A 19,610-nucleotide genomic window follows, 5' to 3' on the forward strand; every position below is an offset into this window, starting at 1 on the left:
GAATTTTATGAAAATAAGAGTACACGAATTAGCTAGGAAATATGGTTTTGGAAACAAAGAGTTTTTGGATATTTTAAACAATATTGGAATTGATGTACACTCACATCTAGCTGGATTAACTGATGAGCAAGAAAAAATTGCCACAGATTATTTTGCTAAAAAAAATGATGATGTTGTTTCTAACAATGTTTATATAGAGGAGGAAACAATGAAAAAAAATATGGAAATTAATAATGTAGACGATTTTGTAGAGGAGAATCAGCCTGCAAAGAAAAGCAAAAATAAGAACAAAAATAAAACTAATGATGAGAACTCTAAAGATGAGGGAAAATCAAAAAAAAGAAAAAAAGGAAGAAGAGCAGACTTCGTTGTAAAGAAAGCTGAGCAAGGTCCTGAAATTATCGAAGAAGATGGAATGAAAATTATCAAAATCAGAGGAGAGATTACTTTAGGTGATTTTGCTGACAGACTTGGAATTGGAAGTTCGGAACTTATAAAAAAATTATTCTTAAAAGGTCAAATGTTAACTATCAACAGCCCAATCTCTTTTGAATTAGCAGAAGAATTAGCTGTAGATTATGATGCTTTAGTTGAGGAAGAAGAAGAAATCGAATTAGATTTCGGAGATAAATTTGCCCTTGAAATTACTGATAAACCTGAAGATCTTATTGAAAGAGCTCCTGTTATCACAATTATGGGACACGTTGACCACGGAAAAACATCTTTACTTGATGCTATTAGAACAACATCTGTAGCTTCAGGAGAAGCTGGAGGAATTACACAAAAGATTGGAGCCTACCAAATTGATAAGGCTGGTAAAAAAATAACTTTCGTTGATACTCCTGGACACGAGGCATTTACTGATATGAGAGCTAGAGGAGCACAAGTTACTGATATCGCAATTCTTGTAGTTGCTGCTGATGATGGTGTTATGCCTCAAACAATAGAAGCCCTATCTCACGCTAAAGCTGCTAATGTACCAATTATTGTTGCTATTAACAAAATTGATAAACCAGAAGCTAACCCTATGAGAGTAAAGCAAGAATTAATGGAGCATGGATTAGTTTCAGTTGAATGGGGAGGAGATACTGAGTTTGTTGAAGTATCTGCTAAAGCTAGAATGAATTTAGATACTCTTTTAGATACAATCTTAATTACTTCTGAGATTTTAGAATTAAAGGCTAACCCTAAGAAAAGAGCTAAAGGTATTGTTTTAGAATCAAGACTTGATCCTAAAGTTGGACCTATTGCTGACGTTTTAATTCAAGAGGGAACTTTAAGAATTGGAGAGGTTATCGTTGCTGGAGAATCTATGGGTAAAGTTAGAGCTCTTGTTAATGATTTAGGAACTAAAGTACAATCTGCTACAGTTTCTCAACCAATTGAAATTATTGGATTTAACGATGTTCCATCTGCTGGAGATACATTCTATGTTATCCAAAATGAGCAACACGCTAAGAGAATTGTTGAAGAAATGGCTAAAGAAAGAAAGATTGCTGAAGTTAGTAGAAAATCTATCTCTCTTGAAACTCTATCTCAACAAATGGATCACGCTAACATAAAAGAATTAAACTTAATCTTAAGAGCAGATTCTAGAGGATCTGTTGAAGCTTTAAGAGATTCATTATTAAAACTTTCTCATGAAGAAGTTTTAGTTAACATTATTCAAGCTGCATCTGGAGCTATCACAGAGAGTGACGTTAAACTTGCTGAAGCATCAAATGCAATTATAATTGGATTTAATGTTAGACCAACTACAAACGCTTTAAAAGAAGCTGATTCTAACGGTGTTGAAATTAGAACTTCTAATATCATTTATCATATCACAGAAGATATCGAAAAAGCTCTAACAGGTATGCTTGATCCTGAGTTTAAAGAGATGTACTCTGGAAGAATTGAGATTAAAAAAGTATTCAAAGTTTCTAAAGTTGGAAATGTTGCCGGATGTGTTGTTGTTGACGGTAAAGTTAGAAAAGATTCAAACATCAGAATATTAAGAAATGGTGTTATTGTTTATGAAGGAAAATTAAATACACTTAAGAGATACAAGGACGACGCTAAAGAAGTTGTTGCTGGTCAAGAGTGTGGTTTAGGAATAGAAAACTTTAACGATATCAAAGAAGGAGATATTGTTGAGGCATTTGACATTATTGAAGTTAAAAGAACTTTAAAGTAAAAGTGGGTGATTTATTATGAATAAAAAAAGATTAGCTGCAATTGAAAAAGAGGTTTCTAGAGTTGTTTCTAAATGTCTTTTCGAAGAGGTTAAAAATCCAAAATTAAAAAAAGCTATGGTTTCTATTACTAGTGTTAGAGTTACTGAAGATTTAAAATTTGCAGATTTATTCTTTAGCATTATGCCAATAGCTGGACAAACTGTTAATAAAAATGAAGTTTTAGAAGGATTAAATGAAATTAAAGGTTTTCTTAGAAAAAGAGTATCTGAAGAACTAGCCTTAAGATATACTCCTGAAATGAGAATAAAACTGGATGATACTATAGAACACGCTATTAAAATCTCCCAGTTACTTGATAGCTTAAAAGGGTAATTTTATGCACTGGGAATATAAAACAGTATCTGAAAATCTTATTGAAACTAAGGCTAGTCAATGGAATGTTTCTAAATTTTTAGCTACTTTACTTTTAAAGAAAGGCTTTTTAGAAAAAGATGAAGTAGATAATTTTCTTAATCCATCTATAAATAAATTTAGAAATCCTTTTGATTTTGAAATGATGGATAGCGTTGTAGAAAAAATAGTTTCAGCTAAAAATAATGAAGAAAAGTTATTTATTTACGGAGACTATGATGTCGACGGAATAACTGCTGCCATCTTCCTTGTATTAGCTTTTAGAGAGATTGGAATTGATATTGATTACTATATTCCTAATAGAATGGATGAAGGATATGGTCTTGATAAAAAGACCATTGACTATATCCATAAAAATTCTGGAAAACTAGTAATTACTGTAGACACAGGAGTTAACTCCTATGAGGATGTAGAGTATGCTCGTACTCTAGGAATTGAAGTTATTGTTACTGATCATCATAAAAGTGTAAAAGATGAAGAAGAGGATAATATTCTCTTCATTAATCCTAAACTTAGTGATAATTATAAATTTAAATTCTTGGCTGGAGCCGGAGTAGCTTTAAAAGTTGCTCAAGGAGTTTACTCTTATCTAAATGAAGATTTCTCTAAATTATATCAGTTTATGGATGTTATTATGATAGGAACCGTTGCTGATGTAGTTCCTATGTTTGACGAAAATAGAATTATTATAAGTAGAGGTTTAGAAACTCTTAAAAATACTAAAATTAAGGGTTTGGTTTACCTTATGAAATATCTAAAACTTTATAATAAAGATATTAGTACAACAGATATCAGTTATTTTGTCTCTCCTCTTATAAACTCTTTAGGAAGACTTGGAAATTCTAAATTAGGTGCTGATTTCTTTATGAAAACAGATGATTTTGAAATCTATAATATTATTGAAGAGATGAAAAAAGCTAATAAGCAAAGAAGAGAACTTGAAAGAATGATATTTGATGAAGCAAACAAAATGATTCAACAAAAAAATGATCCAAATAATTTAAAATATATTTTTGTTGCATCAGAGCGATGGCATCCTGGAGTTATTGGTGTGGTTGCTTCTAGGTTAAGTGTAAAATATAATTTACCTGTCGCTATGATCTCATTAAAAGATGGTATTGCTAAAGCTTCATGTAGAAGTATTCCTGGTGTAAATATTTTCAATATTTTAAAACTTATTGAAAATAAATTAATACGTTTTGGTGGTCATGACTTGGCTGCTGGATTTATAGCTGATGAAAAAAATCTTTCTGAAATAGAACTTTTATTTCAAAGGGAGATTCAAGTTCATGAGCACAATATAAATCAACCTAAGTTTTTAGAAATCGATTTAGAGTTATCTGTCGATAAAATAAATAAAAATCATATTAATGATATAAAAAAATTAGGTCCCTTTGGCCTTGAAAATAAACATCCCTATTTTCTTGATAGAGGAGTTAAAATTATAGATACAAAGTTTTTCGGTATTGAAAATAGACATTTCAATGGATTTTTATTAAAAAATGGAAAATCTTACCCTCTTGTAGCTTTTGATTTAAGTTCAAAGTTACATAAAAATAATAAGGATATGCTTTATGATATCATTTACTATCCTGAAAAAATTATTAACAAAGGGGAAGAATTTTATCAGTTTCGTTTAAAAGATCTTAAATCTCATAAGATTTGAGATATTAATACATAAATACTTTAAGGAGGAAATGATGAAACACGAATTAAAAAAAATCGAACATTCAGCAGTTGAGATTACATTAACTTTAACAGCTGAAGAGTTATCACCAATTAAATCAGAGGTTATTAAAACTTTAGCTACTAAAGTAGAGGTTCCTGGATTTAGAAAAGGACATGCACCATTAAACAAAGTTGAAGCTGCTTTTGCTGATGCAATAAAAGAAGAGGTTGTTGACTCTGTTCTTAAAGCAAACTTTGAAAAAATCGTTGCTGAAGAAAAAATCGCTCCAGTAAGTTTCATTTACGATCTTGTTGCTAACATGAAAGATTCTCTTGAAATAACATTTAAAGTTGATGTTTATCCTGAAATCACTTTAGGAGAATACAAAGGTTTAGAGGTTGAAAAAGAGACTTTCCAAATGACTGATGATCTTTTAGATAAAGAAATTGAAAACATGTTAAATGCTAAATCTAAATTAGAGGACGCTCAAGAAGGACATAAAGCTGAAATGGGAAATACTGTAGATCTTGCTTTTGAAGGATTTATCGATGGTGTTCCATTTGAAGGTGGAAAAGCTGATTCTCACCAATTAAAATTAGGATCAAAAATGTTTATTGATACATTTGAAGATCAATTAGTTGGATATACAGTAGGACAAGAGGGAGAAATCAATGTAACTTTCCCTGCTGAGTACCATGCTGAAGCATTAGCTGGAAAACCTGCTACATTTAAAGTAAAAATAAACTCTATCAAAACTTTAGCTAAGCCAGAGTTAACTGAAGAGTTTGCAAAAGAAGCTGGATTTGAGTCTGTTGAAGATTTAAAAGCTAAGAAAACTGCTGAAATTACAGCTAGAGAAGAAGCTAGAGTTCAAAATAACTTCGTTGGAAAATTAATCCAAAAAGTTGTTGCTGATTCTAAAGTTGATGTACCTAAATCTATGGTAGTTAGAGAAGTAGAAAACAGAATGGCTGAAATGAACCAACAATTAACTATGCAAGGAATGGATCTTGATCAATATTTAAAAATGACTGGTATGACTAAAGAGCAAGCTTTCAACCAAATAGCTCCTATGGCTCATAACAAAGTTCAAGTTGATTTAGTTTTAGAAGCTATAGCTAAAGCTGAAAACTTAGAAGTTACTGCTGAAGAGTTAAATACTAAAGTTGAAGAGATTGCTAAAATGTATGGTATGACTAAAGAGCAATTAGAGGCTGAATTAAATAAAAATTCTAACCTTGATGAATTCAACCACAGCTTAAAAACAGAGAGCTTAGCTCAAAAAGCTGTAGAAGTTATTGTTAATAACGCAAAATAATAAAAAAATATGTATTGAGTAGAGATAAAACTCTACTCAATACTGCTTTAATAAAAAATTAGTGTTAAATACCTAAATTTTTTTAAGTATTTAACTTTAAATTTTTAAAGCAAGTTTTTAAAGGAGGGAAAAAAATGTACAGTCCAACAGTTATTGAAAACACAGGAAAAGGTGAAAGAGCCTATGACATCTACTCAAGACTTCTTAAGGATAGAATCATATTCTTAGGTAGTGAGATTGATGATCAAATAGCTAATGCAATTGTTGCTCAACTCCTATTTTTAGAAGCTGAAGATCCCAATAAAGATATAATTATGTATATAAATAGTCCTGGAGGTGTTATCACTTCTGGTATGGCAATCTATGACACTATGAATTACATTAAACCTGATGTACAAACAGTTTGTATTGGACAAGCTGCAAGTATGGGTGCTCTATTACTTTCTGCTGGGGCTAAAGGAAAAAGATATTCACTTGAAAACTCTAGAATTATGATTCACCAACCACTTGGTGGAGCTAAAGGACAAGCTACAGATATTGAAATTCAAGCTAAAGAGATTTTAAGAATGAAGGATTTAACTTCTAAAATTTTAAGTAAAAATACAAATAAATCAGTTGATGAAATAATATCTGCAACTGAAAGAGATAATTTTATGAGCGCTGAAGAAGCTAAAGAATTTGGTCTAATAGATCATGTTTTCGTTAGATAAGGAGGGAAGAGATGAACAAAAAAGAACATTGCTCGTTCTGTGGAAGAGGACAAGATGAAGTTTCAAAACTTTTCTCTGGTATTGATGGATCATTTATATGTGACGAGTGTATTGAAACATGTTTTGATATGCTTGGTTACGAAAATGATATTTACTATGGTGAAAAGCATTCTGAAAACTCTTCAAATCATTCTTTAACAGGAATAAAGCTACCTACACCAAAAGAAATTAAAGAAAAACTTGATGAATATGTTATTGGTCAAGATGAAAGTAAGAAAGTTTTAGCTGTATCTGTTTACAATCACTATAAGAGAATAATGCATAAAGATCAAGGAAGTAAAGATGTTGAATTACAAAAATCAAATGTACTTCTTATTGGGCCTACTGGTTCAGGTAAAACTCTTTTAGCACAAACTCTTGCAAGAACACTTCATGTTCCTTTTGCAATTGCTGATGCTACAACACTTACTGAAGCTGGATATGTCGGAGACGATGTTGAAAATGTTTTAGTTAGATTATTACAAGCTGCTGATTATAATGTAGAAGCTGCTGAAAGAGGAATTATCTATATAGATGAAATAGATAAAATTGCAAGAAAATCTGAAAATGTTTCTATTACAAGAGATGTTTCAGGAGAAGGAGTTCAGCAAGCTCTTTTAAAAATTATTGAGGGTACAAAATCTCAAGTTCCACCACAGGGTGGAAGAAAACATCCTAATCAAGAACTTATAGAAATTGATACTACTAACATTTTATTTATAGTTGGTGGGGCATTTGAGGGAATGGAAAAAATTATTAAATCTAGAACTAATAAAAAAGTTCTTGGTTTTGGAGCTTCTCAAGATACTATTGAAGCTGAAAAAGAAATAGAGCTTTTAGGTAAAGTTCTTCCTGAAGATTTAGTCAAGCAGGGAATAATTCCAGAGTTAGTTGGAAGACTTCCTGTTATTACAACACTATCTCCTTTAGATGAAACTGCACTTATAAAGATTTTATCTGAACCTAAAAACTCAATTGTAAAACAATATCAAAAATTCTTTGAAATGGAAAATGTTAGCCTTGAATTTGAAGATGAAGCTCTTAAAAAAATTGCCGCTTTAGCTTTAGATAGAAAAATCGGTGCAAGGGGTCTTAGATCTATTATTGAAAATATTATGACAGATTTAATGTTTGAGATTCCTTCAGATAAAACTATAAAAAAGGTTACAATTAATGCTGATTCAATTCAAGATTCAACAAAAGTTAAAATTGAACACTAAGGAGTGATTACTAATGAGTAGATTACCTTTTTTACCTACTAGGGAAATGGTACTTTTCCCAGGAACAGCATCTCCTCTTTATGTTGGAAGAGAAAGAAGCTTATTAACGATGAATTTTGCAATGAAAACAAAAAATAAATTAGTTCTTAGTCTACAAAAAAATTCTTTAGAAGAAAACCCTGTTCTACCTGAAGGAGTTCACAAGATTGGAGTTCTAGCAAATATTGTGCAATCTATTCCTTTACCTAATAAAAGTATAAAAGTTCTTATTGAAGTTGATAAAAGAGTTCTTATTGAAGACGTTATTGAAGAAGATGGTATTTTATTTGCTGAATATAGCGTTATATCTGCAACTGAAGAATCATCACCTGAACTAACAGCTTTAAAGAGAAAGGTTATCACTTTATTTGAAGAATATTCTACATTAACTAATCAAGTTAGTGCTGAATTAATGGTTCAATTAAAAGGTCTTAGAAAGGCTGGAAAAATTTTCGATTCAATTGCCTTTAATTTAGAAATTGAAGAGAATTTAAAAGTAGAACTTTTAGAAATTTTAGATGTTAATATAAGAGGATACAGATTACTAGAAATTTTAAATGATGAAATCGAAATTGCTTCTATTGAACAAAAAGTAGACCAAAAAGTTAAAGAAAAAATTAACGAAAGTCAAAAAAGTTACTTCATAAGAGAAAAAATTAATACTCTTAGAGAAGAGCTTGGAAAAACTGGTGGAGATGAAGAAACTGATGAGCTTTATGATAAAGTTAAAAATTCTCCATTACCTGAAGATGCAAAGCAAAAACTTGAGGCTGAGTTAAAAAAACTTGGAAAAATGGCCCCATACTCTGCTGAAGCTACAGTTTCTAGAGCATATATTGAGTCAGTTTTAGAGCTTCCTTGGGGAGTAATTACTCCAGAAACTTTAGATTTAAAAATTGCTCATGATGTTTTAGAAAAAGATCATTATGGATTAAAAGATGTTAAAGATAGAATATTAGATTATTTAGCTGTTAAAAAATTAAATCCAAACATGAAAGGAACTATCCTTTGTTTAGCTGGACCTCCAGGAGTTGGTAAAACATCTTTAGCTAAGTCTGTCGCTGATTCTCTTGGTAGAAATTTTGTTAGAGTTTCTCTTGGTGGAGTTAGAGATGAAGCTGAAATAAGAGGTCATAGAAGAACATATATTGGATCTATGCCAGGAAGAATTATTAAAGCTATTAAAAATGCTGGTAGTGTTAATCCTGTTATCTTACTTGACGAGATTGATAAAATGTCTAGTGATTTTAAAGGAGATCCTGCTTCAGCTATGTTAGAGGTTCTAGATCCTGAGCAAAACAAGCACTTTGAAGATCACTATTTAGATATGCCTTTTGATTTATCTAAAGTTTTCTTTATTGCTACTGCTAATGATCTAAGAAGTATCCCTGGACCTTTAAGAGATAGAATGGAAATTATCAACCTTTCTTCATATACAGAGTTTGAAAAATTACATATTGCTAATAACTATCTAATTAAGCAAGCTCAAAATGAAAATGGTCTAAATGGCATAAAAATCAGTATAACTGATAAAGCTGTATTAAAAATAATTGATGAGTATACTAAAGAAGCTGGAGTTAGAAATTTAAAAAGAGAGATTTCATCTTTATTTAGAAAAGTAGCTAGAAAAGTTATTGATACAGAAGCTAAATCAGTTAGCATAAATGTAAAAAATCTTGAGTCTTATTTAGGTCATCCTAAATTTAGGCCTGAAAAAATGAAAAAAGCAGTTTCAAAAGTTGGAGTAGTTAATGGTTTAGCATGGACATCAGTTGGTGGAATGACTCTAGAAGTTCAAGGAGTTCAAATTCCAGGTAAAGGAAATCTTTCTCTAACTGGTACTCTTGGAAATGTTATGAAAGAGTCTGCAATGGTTGCATTTACATACCTAAAAGCTAATCTTGATAAATTCCAAATTGATTCAACTGTTTTAGAGAAAAAAGATATACATCTTCATTTCCCAGAAGGAGCTACACCAAAAGATGGTCCATCTGCTGGTATTGCCATAACTACAACTATTCTATCTGTTTTAACAGGAAGAAAAGTTAAGCAAACATTTGCTATGACTGGTGAAATTACAATTACTGGTGAAGTTTTACCTGTTGGTGGAATTAAAGAAAAGGTTATTGGAGCTCATAGAGCTGGAATTAAAAATATAATTTTACCAGATGATAATAAAGTTGATGTTGAAGAGATTCCAGAAGAAGTAATGAAGGATATAAAAATATACTTTGCTTCAACATATGAAGATGTTGAAAAACTTGCTCTTGAAAAATAATGAAAAGAGGTAACACAATGAATATAAAACAAGCAGATTTTACTAAATCAGCTGTATTTGAAAAAGATTATCCTGAAGAGTTAAATCATATTGAATTTGCTTTTGTTGGAAGATCTAATGTTGGAAAATCATCTCTTATAAATAGTATTACAGGAAGAAATAAATTAGCTAAAACTAGTAAAACTCCAGGAAGAACTCAGTTAATTAACTATTTTCTAATCAACAAAGAATTTTTCTTTGTTGATTTGCCTGGATATGGTTTTGCTAAGGTTCCTAAAGAGATGAAAAAAGAATGGGGATTAACTATGGAGAGATACCTTGCTAGTCCTAGAAAAAAACTTGTTTTTGTTCTATTAGATATAAGAAGAATCCCTAGTGGTGAAGATCTTGAAATGCTTAATTGGTTAGATCATTATGGAACTCCATTTAAAATAATTTTTACAAAAATGGATAAGGTTTCTAATAATGAAAAATTTAAAGCTTTAAAAGATATTAGAACAAAAATTGATTTCCATAATGATGACGTCTTCTTCCACTCATCATTAAATAATAACGGAAAAGAACAAATTTTAAATTATATTGAAAGTTGTTTAGAGGGAGAAATTGAATAGGAGGATTTAAAATGAACGAATTAGCAACTACTTATTCCCCTAATGAAATAGAGGGAAAATGGTATAAATATTGGGAGGAATCAAATTTTTTTGCTGCAACTTTAGATGATAGTAAGCCAAACTACTCTATAGTTATTCCACCTCCAAATGTAACTGGTATATTACATATGGGACATATTCTTAATAACAGTATTCAAGATGTACTTGTTAGATATAAAAGAATGAGCGGATATAATACTCTTTGGATGCCTGGAACTGACCATGCTGGTATTGCAACTCAAAATAAAGTTGAAAGAAAATTAGCTGACGAAGGTTTAACTAAAGAGGACTTAGGTAGAGAAGAGTTTATTAAACAAGTTTGGGAATGGAAAGAGCAGTATGGTAGTGTTATTACAACTCAACTTAGAAAAATAGGAGCTTCTTTAGATTGGAAAAGAGAAAGATTCACAATGGATCAAGGTCTTTCTGAATCTGTTAAAGATATTTTTATTAAACTTTTCAATGATGGATTAATATATCAAGGTGAATACATGGTTAACTGGTGTCCTAGATGTGGTACTGCACTAGCTGATGATGAAGTTGATCACGAGGAAAAGGCTGGTTCACTATGGAATATTAAATATCCTGTTAAAGATTCTGATGAATTTTTAATTATAGCTACTACAAGACCTGAAACTATGCTTGCTGACGTAGCTATTGCAGTTAATCCAAATGATGAAAGATATTCTCATCTTGTTGGTAAAAATGTAGTTTTACCTCTTGTTGGAAGAGAGATTCCTGTTATCGCTGACGAATATGTTGATATGGAATTTGGAACTGGAGCACTTAAAATAACTCCTGCTCACGATCCTAACGACTTTGCTTTAGGACAAAAATTCAATCTACCTATTATTAATATGATGACTCCTGATGGAAAAGTTGTTAACGACTACCCTGCATATGCTGGAATGGATAGATTTGATGCTAGAAAGAAAATTGTTTCGGACTTAGAAGAGCAAGGATTACTTGTTAAAATCGAAGCTCATTCGCACAATGTTGGAGGATGCTATAGATGTAATACTGTTGTTGAACCAAGAGTTTCAAAACAATGGTTTGTTAAAATGGAACCTCTAGCAGAAAAAGCTTTAGAAGTTGTTAGAAATGGAAAAGTTAAACTTATGCCTAAAAGATGGGAAAAAGTTTACTATAACTGGCTAGAGAATATCAGAGATTGGTGTATCTCTAGACAAATCTGGTGGGGACATAGAATACCTGCTTGGTATGGACCTGATATGCATATTTTTGTTGCTAAAACAGAAGAAGATGCATTTGCTCAAGCTAAAGCTCACTATGGTAAAGATGTTGAATTAACTCAAGAAACAGATGTTTTAGATACATGGTTCTCATCTGCTTTATGGCCATTCTCAACTTTAGGTTGGCCGGAAAAAACAGTTGAATTAGAAAAATTCTATCCTACTTCTACACTAGTAACTGGTGCCGATATTTTATTCTTCTGGGTTGCTAGAATGGTAATGTTTGGTATGTATACTATGGATGATATTCCATTTGAAAATGTTTACCTACATGGAATAGTTAGAGATGAAGTTGGTAGAAAAATGTCTAAATCATTAGGTAACTCACCAGATCCATTAAATTTAATTGGAGAATACGGTGCTGATGCTATTAGATTTACAATGATTTACAATACTTCTCAAGGTCAAGATGTTCATTTCTCTGAAAAATTAATAGAGATGGGTAGAAACTTTGCTAATAAAATCTGGAACGTTTCAAGATTTGTTCTTATGAACCTTGAAGATTTCGATATAAAAACATTTGATAAATCGAATGTTCAACTTGAATTAGTTGATGAGTGGATTTTCTCTAAATTAAATAAAACTTCTAAAGATGTTGCTGATAAATTAGAAAAATTCCAATTAGATGAAGCTGCTAAATCAATCTATGAGTTCTTAAGAGGAGACTTCTGTGACTGGTATGTTGAATTAGCTAAAGTTAGATTATATAATAAAGAGGAATCAGGAGTAAAATCTAGACAAACTGCTCAATATGTTCTATGGACAGTTTTAGAAGCTGGATTAAAACTTTTACATCCATTTATGCCATTTATCACTGAAGAGATTTGGCAAAAAATAAAAGTAAACGGAGAAACTATCATGCTTGCTGATTATCCAGTTTGTAATGATTCTCTTGTAAGCGATGATAAAGAAAAAGCTTTTGAATATATTCAAGGTCTTATTTCATCATTAAGAAATATTAGAGCAGAAAGAGGAATCTCTCCAGCTAAAGAAGCAAAAGTTGTTATTAGAACTTCTAATCCTACAGAATTAGAAACATTAAAAGCTAATGAGTTATTTATAACTAAACTTGCTAAAATTGAAGAATTAACTGTAGGAACTGACCTTACTACTCCTGAACAAAGTGGATTCAGAGTAAATGGAAATTCTGAAGTATTCATGATTTTAACTGGTCTTCTAGATGTTGAAACAGAAATCAAAAAGATTAATGAGCAGCTTGAAAAAGTTAAAAAAGATTTAGATAAAGTTAATGCTAAACTTTCTGATGAAAGATTTACATCTAAAGCTCCAGCTCATATCTTAGATAGAGAAAAAAGAATCCAAGAAGAGTTCCAAGATAAGTATGATAAACTAATGGAAAACTTAAAAAATTTCCAATAATAGTATCACTTTAAAGCTTTTTAAGTAGTAGGAATTTACTTCCTACTACTTTTTTTAAATAAATTGTATTCATTATGTTAAAATTATGCTAAAATAGAATGGTAACTATACATAATAATAATAGTTGGGAGTGATACAATTGGATTTACATTATTTAAGAATATTTTATGAGGTAGCTAAAGAAAAAAGTTTTACTAAAGCAGCTAATAAATTATACATAAATCAATCGGCGGTTTCGATACAAGTAAAAAAATTTGAGGAGATTTTAAATTCTAAACTTTTTGATAGAAGCTCTAAGAAAATAAAATTAACTTACACTGGGGAAGCTCTTTTTAAAATGGCAGAAGAAATTTTTGAAAAAGTTAAAAGAGCTGAAAAAGAGATGGAAAGAATTATCAATTTAGATAAAGCTAAAATATCTATTGGAGCTACATCTGTTATTGGTGAACCTTTACTTCCTCTTTTAATGAAAGATTTTATCTCTTTACATGATGAAATTGAATATGATATTACTATTTCTACTAAAGCTTGGCTTTTAAAACTGCTAAAAGAAGGTGAACTAGATATACTTCTAATAGATGAAGAGCATATAACTGATCCTAACTTAGAAGTTATTACTGTAGGTTCTGTTCCATATATTCTTGTTGGTACAAAAAATACACAAAAATTAGAAACTGTTTCTAAAGAACCATTAATCTCTAGAAAAAATATCTACAATAATGATAAAGCTATCAGTCATTTAGAAGATAAAAATCATATTTGTTTCAATACAAAAATACCTGTACTTGGTAACTTAGGTGTTATTAAAGGAATGGTTAAAGAGGGAATTGGTAACGTTATCCTTCCTTACTATGCTGTATATAAAGAGATACAAAGTGATGAATTTAAAGTTATTAGAACTATTGATGAGGTTACAGACTCTTATCAAATTGTTATAACTAAAGATAAGAAAAATCTTGCACATATTATTAAATTTATTAATTTTGTTAAAAATTTTAAACTTTAATTTTTGTAATTTAGGAGGCTAATATGAATTTATTAGATTCGTATAAAATAACAGCTTCTCTTTTAGAAAATTTTATAAAAGAAGAAGCAGAAAAAAAAGAAACAGAAAAAGTAGCAAAAGATTTAGCTAATATATTCCAATTGGGAAATAAAGTTCTAATCTGCGGAAATGGTGGTAGTAACTGTGATGCACTTCATTTTGCAGAAGAATTTACTGGAAGATTTAGAAAAGATAGAAGAGCTCTACCTGCTATATCTTTATCTGATTCATCACATATAACTTGTGTTGGAAATGATTATGGCTTTGATTATATCTTTTCTAGAGGGGTAGAAGCTTATGGTAAAGAAGGCGATATGTTTATCGGTATCTCTACAAGTGGAAACTCTGCAAATGTTATAAAAGCTGTTGAAACAGCTAAAAAAATGGGACTTAAAACTTGTGTACTTCTTGGTAAAGATGGAGGAAAACTTAAAGGAATGTGTGATTATGAATTTATCATCCCTGGAAATACTTCTGACAGAATTCAAGAGATACACATGATGATACTACATATTATCATTGAAGGTGTAGAAAAAATAATGTTCCCTGAAAATTATTAAAAATACCCTTTTTAGGGTATTTTTTTTGAGGTGATTTATATGTTTTTTAAGTTGATTCTTGTTCTATTGCTCTCTATTTTTTCCTTTTCTTTTTCAACAGAACCTGAAAATAAAGCTTATATCGGCAGTTTTAATACTCTTAGACTAGGAAAAGGAACCAAAGACTATGAACATTTAGCAAAATCCATCGAACCTTTTGACATTGTTGGTTTGGTAGAAGTTATGAATAAAAAAGGACTCTTTAAACTTTTATCTGAAGTTGAAAAAATAAGTAATTCAAAATGGGGATATGAAATTTCTCCTTACCCTGTTGGTACTGATGAATACAAAGAGTATTATGCTTTTTTATATAAAAAAAATAAGGTCAATTTTATTAAAAGCGAAGGTTTTTATCCTGATGAGAATGATGATTTTATTCGTGAACCATATGGAGCCACATTTAAAATTAATAATTTTGACTTCACCTATGTTTTAATACATTCTATATATGGAAAAAAAATATCTCAAAGACAATTTGAAGCAAAAAAACTCATTAATGTTTACAATTATTTTCAAAGTTTAGATCCTAATGAAAATGATATTTTAATTGGAGGAGACTTTAATTTGCCTGCTAATGATTCAGCTTTTGAGGATATTTTTAATCATAGTGATGATATTATTTACACTTTAGATCCATCAATAAAAACAACTGTTGGAACTAAAGGGTTTGCGAACTCTTACGATAATATTTTTATTTCAAAAAAATATACTCAAGAATTTAAAGGTCAAAGTGGAGCACTCGATATTACTAGAGGAGATTTTATTAAAACAAGAAAGGAGGTTTCTGATCATCTACCAATTTTTATTGTTGTAGATACAGAAATTGATGATGACTAAAGCTTTTATATTTTTAAATGGAGATTTTCCCGATTGTAAAGATTTTTATAGTAATCTAAATATTAATACTGAGCACCTTTTTTGTGCTGATGGTGGTGCTAAAAAAGCACTTGAATTAAACTATATTCCTAAAGAAGTCTGGGGAGATTTTGATTCTTTAGACCAAATATCTCTAGATTTATTAAAATCTAATAATGTTACTATAAAAAAATTTAATAAGGACAAAGATTTTACAGATGGTGAACTTTTAATATCATACGTAACCTCTTTAAATTATGATGAAATCTATATTATTGGTGGATTAGGTGGTAGAATAGATCATATGCTAACTAATATAAACCTTATTTTTAAATACAAAAATATTATCTTTATAGATAGATCCGAAAAGCTTTTTTTAGTAACATCTAACTTCATTTTAAAAAATAATTTAAATAAAAGAATATCTTTTATTCCTTTTTCAGATACTATTGAAAATCTTACTTTAGAAGGTTTTTTTTATCCTCTTAAAAATCATACTTTAAAAAGAGGAGATTCTACCTGTTTAAGCAATATTATTACTTCTGAAGAAGCTTTTATATCTTTTAGTTCTGGTAAACTTCTTGGTGCATTAAGTTTAGATTGACAATACTCTTAAAATAATGTAGGCTATTTGATAGTATAAAATTTTAGGGAGGATTTTAATAATGACTAATTTATCAACAAAAAGTAAACTTTTACTTGGAATTCAACACGTACTAGCTATGTTTGGAGCTACTGTTCTAGTTCCATTTCTAACTGGTTTAAATCCATCAGTAGCTTTACTTTCAGCAGGTATAGGAACACTGCTTTTTCATCTTTGTACAAAAGGAATTGTTCCTGTTTTTTTAGGGTCATCATTCGCTTTTATTGGAGCCTTAGCTCTTGTTTTAAAAGAAGAGGGAATTGCTGCTATTAAAGGTGGAGTTATCTCTGCTGGTTTCGTTTATATTTTTATGTCTTGGATGATTAAAGTTTTTGGTGTTGAGAAAATTAAATCGTTCTTTCCACCTGTTGTTGTTGGACCTATTATAATGGTTATTGGATTAAGATTAAGTCCAGTAGCTCTTTCTATGGCAGGATATTCAAACGGACACTTTGACTTAAAAAGTCTTATTGTTGCTCTTATAGTTGTAATTTCTATGATAACTATTTCAATCTTAGAAAAGTCATTTTTTAGATTAGTTCCAATCTTAATATCTGTTATTCTTGGATATATAGTTTCTATTTTCTTAGGATTAGTAGATTTTGCACCTATCGCTGCTGCAAATTGGATTGGTTTTTCTGGTGATGCATTAAAAGATTTACTAACTTTACCTAAATTTTCTGCAACAGCTATTTTAGCAATTGCACCTATTGCATTAGTTGTTTTTATCGAGCACATTGGAGATATTACAACAAATGGAGCTGTTGTTGGTAAAGATTTCTTTAAAAATCCAGGTATTTCAAGAACATTATTAGGAGATGGAGTTGCTACTGTTGCTGCTGGATTCTTAGGTGGACCTGCAAATACAACTTATGGAGAAAATACTGGTGTTCTTGCTGTCACTAAAGTTTATGATCCTGCTATTTTAAGAATTGCAGCTTGCTACGCAATTGTTCTAAGCTTTATCGGAAAATTTGGAGTTATTTTACAAACCATTCCAACTCCAGTTATGGGTGGAATATCTATTATACTATTCGGTATGATTGCTTCTGTTGGAGTTAGAACTGTTATAGATGCTGAAATTGACTTTTCTCACTCTAGAAACCTTTTAATTGCATCTCTTATATTTGTTTTAGGAATTGCTATTGATAATATTATTATTTGGAAAACAGTTTCTTTATCTGGTCTTGCTATTGCAGCTTTGATTGGAGTTTTGTTAAATAAAATATTACCTAAAGATCAACTAGATAGTTAATAAAAAAATCTATTAAAATAGGAAGAAGTTTGAAGCTTTTCTTCCTATTTTTTATTTTTTGTTGTAATATATAAAATATAATAAAGGAATATAGGGGGATTAGATGAAGAAATTTATAGTTCTTATTCTTATGGCAAATCTAGCTTTTGCTGGTAAATATTTTTATGAAAAAAAATCGTCACAGTCTCAAAATACTTTAATAAAACCATTACCTGAAATAAAAAAGGAGGATTTTTCTATGCTAAAAAATAGAGATGAAATTGCACAACAATATAAATGGGATTTAAATGATATCTATCCAAATTGGAATCAATGGGAAGCTGATTTAGTAAAACTTAAAGAACTTATGGCAGAAATTCCTAAATATCAAGGAGAGATTTCTAAAAATCCAAAAACTTTTGTTGAATTTATAGATCTTGAAGAAAAAATATCAAGACTTTTAGACAAAATTTATCTATATCCATACTTACAAAGAGACTTAGATTCAACTAATGAAGTTGCTTCTGTTAAACTTCAAGAAATTGAGAGCATATATGCTAACTATTCTATCTCTTCATCTTGGATTACACCTGAAATATTAACTATTCCTAAAGAAACTATGGTTACGTGGATTAATGAAAATCCTACTCTTGAACCTAATAGATTCCCTTTAATGGAAATTTATAGACTTCAAGAACATGTTTTATCTGCAGATAAAGAAAAATTATTATCATACTTTGGACAATATTTAGGTGTTCCATCTGATATATACAGTGAATTATCTACCTCAGATATTAAATGGAATGATGTTGAATTATCTGATGGAAGTAAAACTACTGTTACTAATGGAGTTTATTCTAAAGTAATTTCAACTAATAGAAATCAAGAAGATAGAAAAAAAGTTTTTGAAGCTCTTTATAACTCTTTTAATATTAATAAAAATACATATGCTTCAATTTATAAAAGTATTTTACAAAGAGATTTTGCCACAGCTCAATCTAGAAATTATAAATCTAGTTTAGAAAAAGCTTTAAATCCTAAAAATATTCCTTTAGATGTTTACACATCTTTAATTGAATCTACAAAAGAAAATACGGCACCTTTAAAAAGATATATAGCTTTAAGAAAGAACGCTTTAAATTTATCTGACTATCACTATTATGATAACTCTGTAAATATTGTAGATTACAATAAAGAATTTACATATGAGGAAGCTAAAAATACAGTTTTAGAATCTGTTAAACCTTTAGGTGAAGATTATTATAATGGATTAAATACAGCTCTAAGTGAAGGGTGGTTAGATGTATATGAAACACCTAACAAAAGAAGTGGAGCATACTCTTTAAATATATACGATGTACATCCATACATGTTACTTAACTATAACGGAACAATGGATGCTGTCTTCACTTTAGCACACGAACTTGGACATACTATGCACTCTATGTTATCTACTAAAAATCAACCATATCCAATTAGTAGCTACACTATCTTTGTTGCTGAAGTTGCATCAACATTTAATGAAAGATTACTACTTGATAATATGTTAAGAAATACAACTGATCCTAAAGAGAAAATAGCTCTTATTGAACAAGCTATCGGTGGAATTGTTGGAACTTACTATATTCAATCTCTATTTGCTGATTATGAGTATCAAGCACACCAAATTGTAGAAAATGGTGGTGCTATAACTCCTGAAGTTTTAAATAATATTATGGAAAACTTATTTAAAGATTACTTTGGAACTGAATTAACTATGGATGAATTACAAAAGATTATTTGGGCAAGAATCCCTCATTTTTATAACTCTCCATATTATGTATATCAATATGCAACTAGTTTTGCTTCATCAGCAAATTTATATGACAGAATAACGAATACAAAATATACTCCTCAAGAAAGAGAGAAAGCAAAAAATGAGTATCTTACTCTTCTAAAATCTGGTGGAAATGATCATCCTATGAATCAGCTAAAAAAAGCTGGTGTTGACTTAAGTAAAAAAGATGCTTTTAATGCTGTTGCTACAGAATTTAATAGACTTTTAGATCTTTTAGAAGAGGAACTAAAAAAAGAGAAGGGAGATATCTAAT

Annotated in this window: 15 protein-coding genes; all 15 read left to right on the top strand. The window is 30.0% G+C overall.

Annotated elements, in window-relative coordinates; genetic code table 11:
- Positions 1–7 precede the first annotated feature (7 nt).
- Complete coding sequence (infB, locus tag HMPREF0202_RS05845; RefSeq protein WP_023050124.1) at positions 8–2,176, top strand: translation initiation factor IF-2; 2,169 nt, start codon at positions 8–10, stop codon at positions 2,174–2,176.
- Between the two features lie 16 nt (positions 2,177–2,192).
- The gene (rbfA, locus tag HMPREF0202_RS05850) at positions 2,193–2,549 is read left to right on the top strand and encodes a 30S ribosome-binding factor RbfA (protein WP_023050125.1); all 357 of its coding nucleotides are present in this window, start codon (positions 2,193–2,195) and stop codon (positions 2,547–2,549) included.
- Between the two features lie 4 nt (positions 2,550–2,553).
- A complete protein-coding gene (gene recJ, locus HMPREF0202_RS05855) occupies positions 2,554–4,254 on the top strand; it encodes a single-stranded-DNA-specific exonuclease RecJ (protein WP_023050126.1) in 1,701 nt (566 codons plus the stop codon).
- Positions 4,255–4,288: 34 nt separating this feature from the next.
- A complete protein-coding gene (gene tig / locus HMPREF0202_RS05860) occupies positions 4,289–5,575 on the top strand; it encodes a trigger factor (RefSeq protein WP_023050127.1) in 1,287 nt (428 codons plus the stop codon).
- A gap of 134 nt (positions 5,576–5,709) precedes the next feature.
- Positions 5,710–6,285: an ATP-dependent Clp endopeptidase proteolytic subunit ClpP gene (gene clpP / locus HMPREF0202_RS05865; protein WP_023050128.1), complete on the top strand. Its 576-nt coding sequence runs from the start codon at positions 5,710–5,712 to the stop codon at positions 6,283–6,285.
- A gap of 11 nt (positions 6,286–6,296) precedes the next feature.
- Positions 6,297–7,544 (top strand): ATP-dependent Clp protease ATP-binding subunit ClpX, encoded by a 1,248-nt coding sequence (gene clpX / locus HMPREF0202_RS05870; protein WP_023050129.1) that lies wholly within the window; start codon positions 6,297–6,299, stop codon positions 7,542–7,544.
- A 13-nt stretch (positions 7,545–7,557) separates the two neighbouring features.
- Complete coding sequence (gene lon, locus HMPREF0202_RS05875; protein ID WP_023050130.1) at positions 7,558–9,861, top strand: endopeptidase La; 2,304 nt, start codon at positions 7,558–7,560, stop codon at positions 9,859–9,861.
- A 17-nt stretch (positions 9,862–9,878) separates the two neighbouring features.
- Complete coding sequence (gene yihA / locus HMPREF0202_RS05880; protein WP_040406560.1) at positions 9,879–10,472, top strand: ribosome biogenesis GTP-binding protein YihA/YsxC; 594 nt, start codon at positions 9,879–9,881, stop codon at positions 10,470–10,472.
- 11 nt (positions 10,473–10,483) lie between these two features.
- Entirely contained in the window at positions 10,484–13,144 is a 2,661-nt protein-coding gene (locus HMPREF0202_RS05885; RefSeq protein WP_023050132.1) for a valine--tRNA ligase, read from the top strand.
- A 139-nt stretch (positions 13,145–13,283) separates the two neighbouring features.
- Complete coding sequence (locus tag HMPREF0202_RS05890) at positions 13,284–14,150, top strand: LysR family transcriptional regulator (RefSeq protein WP_040406562.1); 867 nt, start codon at positions 13,284–13,286, stop codon at positions 14,148–14,150.
- Positions 14,151–14,173: 23 nt separating this feature from the next.
- Positions 14,174–14,749, top strand: coding sequence for a D-sedoheptulose 7-phosphate isomerase (gene gmhA / locus HMPREF0202_RS05895; RefSeq protein ID WP_023050134.1), 576 nt, complete (start codon positions 14,174–14,176; stop codon positions 14,747–14,749).
- Between the two features lie 39 nt (positions 14,750–14,788).
- Positions 14,789–15,625: an endonuclease/exonuclease/phosphatase family protein gene (locus HMPREF0202_RS05900; RefSeq protein WP_023050135.1), complete on the top strand. Its 837-nt coding sequence runs from the start codon at positions 14,789–14,791 to the stop codon at positions 15,623–15,625.
- Positions 15,615–16,247: a thiamine diphosphokinase gene (locus tag HMPREF0202_RS05905; RefSeq protein WP_023050136.1), complete on the top strand. Its 633-nt coding sequence runs from the start codon at positions 15,615–15,617 to the stop codon at positions 16,245–16,247. Before HMPREF0202_RS05900 ends, HMPREF0202_RS05905 begins: the two co-directional genes overlap by 11 nt.
- Positions 16,248–16,308: 61 nt before the next feature.
- Positions 16,309–17,541 carry a uracil-xanthine permease family protein gene (locus HMPREF0202_RS05910; protein WP_023050137.1) on the top strand — a complete coding sequence of 411 codons (1,233 nt, stop codon included), beginning with the start codon at positions 16,309–16,311 and terminating at the stop codon, positions 17,539–17,541.
- A 238-nt stretch (positions 17,542–17,779) separates the two neighbouring features.
- Complete coding sequence (gene pepF / locus HMPREF0202_RS05915) at positions 17,780–19,609, top strand: oligoendopeptidase F (protein ID WP_040406591.1); 1,830 nt, start codon at positions 17,780–17,782, stop codon at positions 19,607–19,609.
- The last annotated feature ends 1 nt before the right edge of the window (position 19,610 follow it).

Origin of the sequence: Cetobacterium somerae ATCC BAA-474, assembly GCF_000479045.1 — a bacterium.
In the GTDB taxonomy this organism is placed as follows: Bacteria; Fusobacteriota; Fusobacteriia; order Fusobacteriales; family Fusobacteriaceae; genus Cetobacterium_A; species Cetobacterium_A somerae.

Bases quoted from the DNA above. Each gene is read 5' to 3' on its own strand.
- gmhA (WP_023050134.1), top strand. From the start codon at position 14,174: ATGAATTTATTAGATTCGTATAAAATAACAGCTTCTCTTTTAGAAAAT.
- clpX (WP_023050129.1), top strand. From the start codon at position 6,297: ATGAACAAAAAAGAACATTGCTCGTTCTGTGGAAGAGGACAAGATGAA.
- tig (WP_023050127.1), top strand. From the start codon at position 4,289: ATGAAACACGAATTAAAAAAAATCGAACATTCAGCAGTTGAGATTACA.
- clpP (WP_023050128.1), top strand. From the start codon at position 5,710: ATGTACAGTCCAACAGTTATTGAAAACACAGGAAAAGGTGAAAGAGCC.
- HMPREF0202_RS05905 (WP_023050136.1), top strand. From the start codon at position 15,615: ATGATGACTAAAGCTTTTATATTTTTAAATGGAGATTTTCCCGATTGT.
- HMPREF0202_RS05910 (WP_023050137.1), top strand. From the start codon at position 16,309: ATGACTAATTTATCAACAAAAAGTAAACTTTTACTTGGAATTCAACAC.
- recJ (WP_023050126.1), top strand. From the start codon at position 2,554: ATGCACTGGGAATATAAAACAGTATCTGAAAATCTTATTGAAACTAAG.
- lon (WP_023050130.1), top strand. From the start codon at position 7,558: ATGAGTAGATTACCTTTTTTACCTACTAGGGAAATGGTACTTTTCCCA.
- rbfA (WP_023050125.1), top strand. From the start codon at position 2,193: ATGAATAAAAAAAGATTAGCTGCAATTGAAAAAGAGGTTTCTAGAGTT.
- HMPREF0202_RS05900 (WP_023050135.1), top strand. From the start codon at position 14,789: ATGTTTTTTAAGTTGATTCTTGTTCTATTGCTCTCTATTTTTTCCTTT.
- HMPREF0202_RS05885 (WP_023050132.1), top strand. From the start codon at position 10,484: ATGAACGAATTAGCAACTACTTATTCCCCTAATGAAATAGAGGGAAAA.
- pepF (WP_040406591.1), top strand. From the start codon at position 17,780: ATGCTAAAAAATAGAGATGAAATTGCACAACAATATAAATGGGATTTA.
- infB (WP_023050124.1), top strand. From the start codon at position 8: ATGAAAATAAGAGTACACGAATTAGCTAGGAAATATGGTTTTGGAAAC.
- yihA (WP_040406560.1), top strand. From the start codon at position 9,879: ATGAATATAAAACAAGCAGATTTTACTAAATCAGCTGTATTTGAAAAA.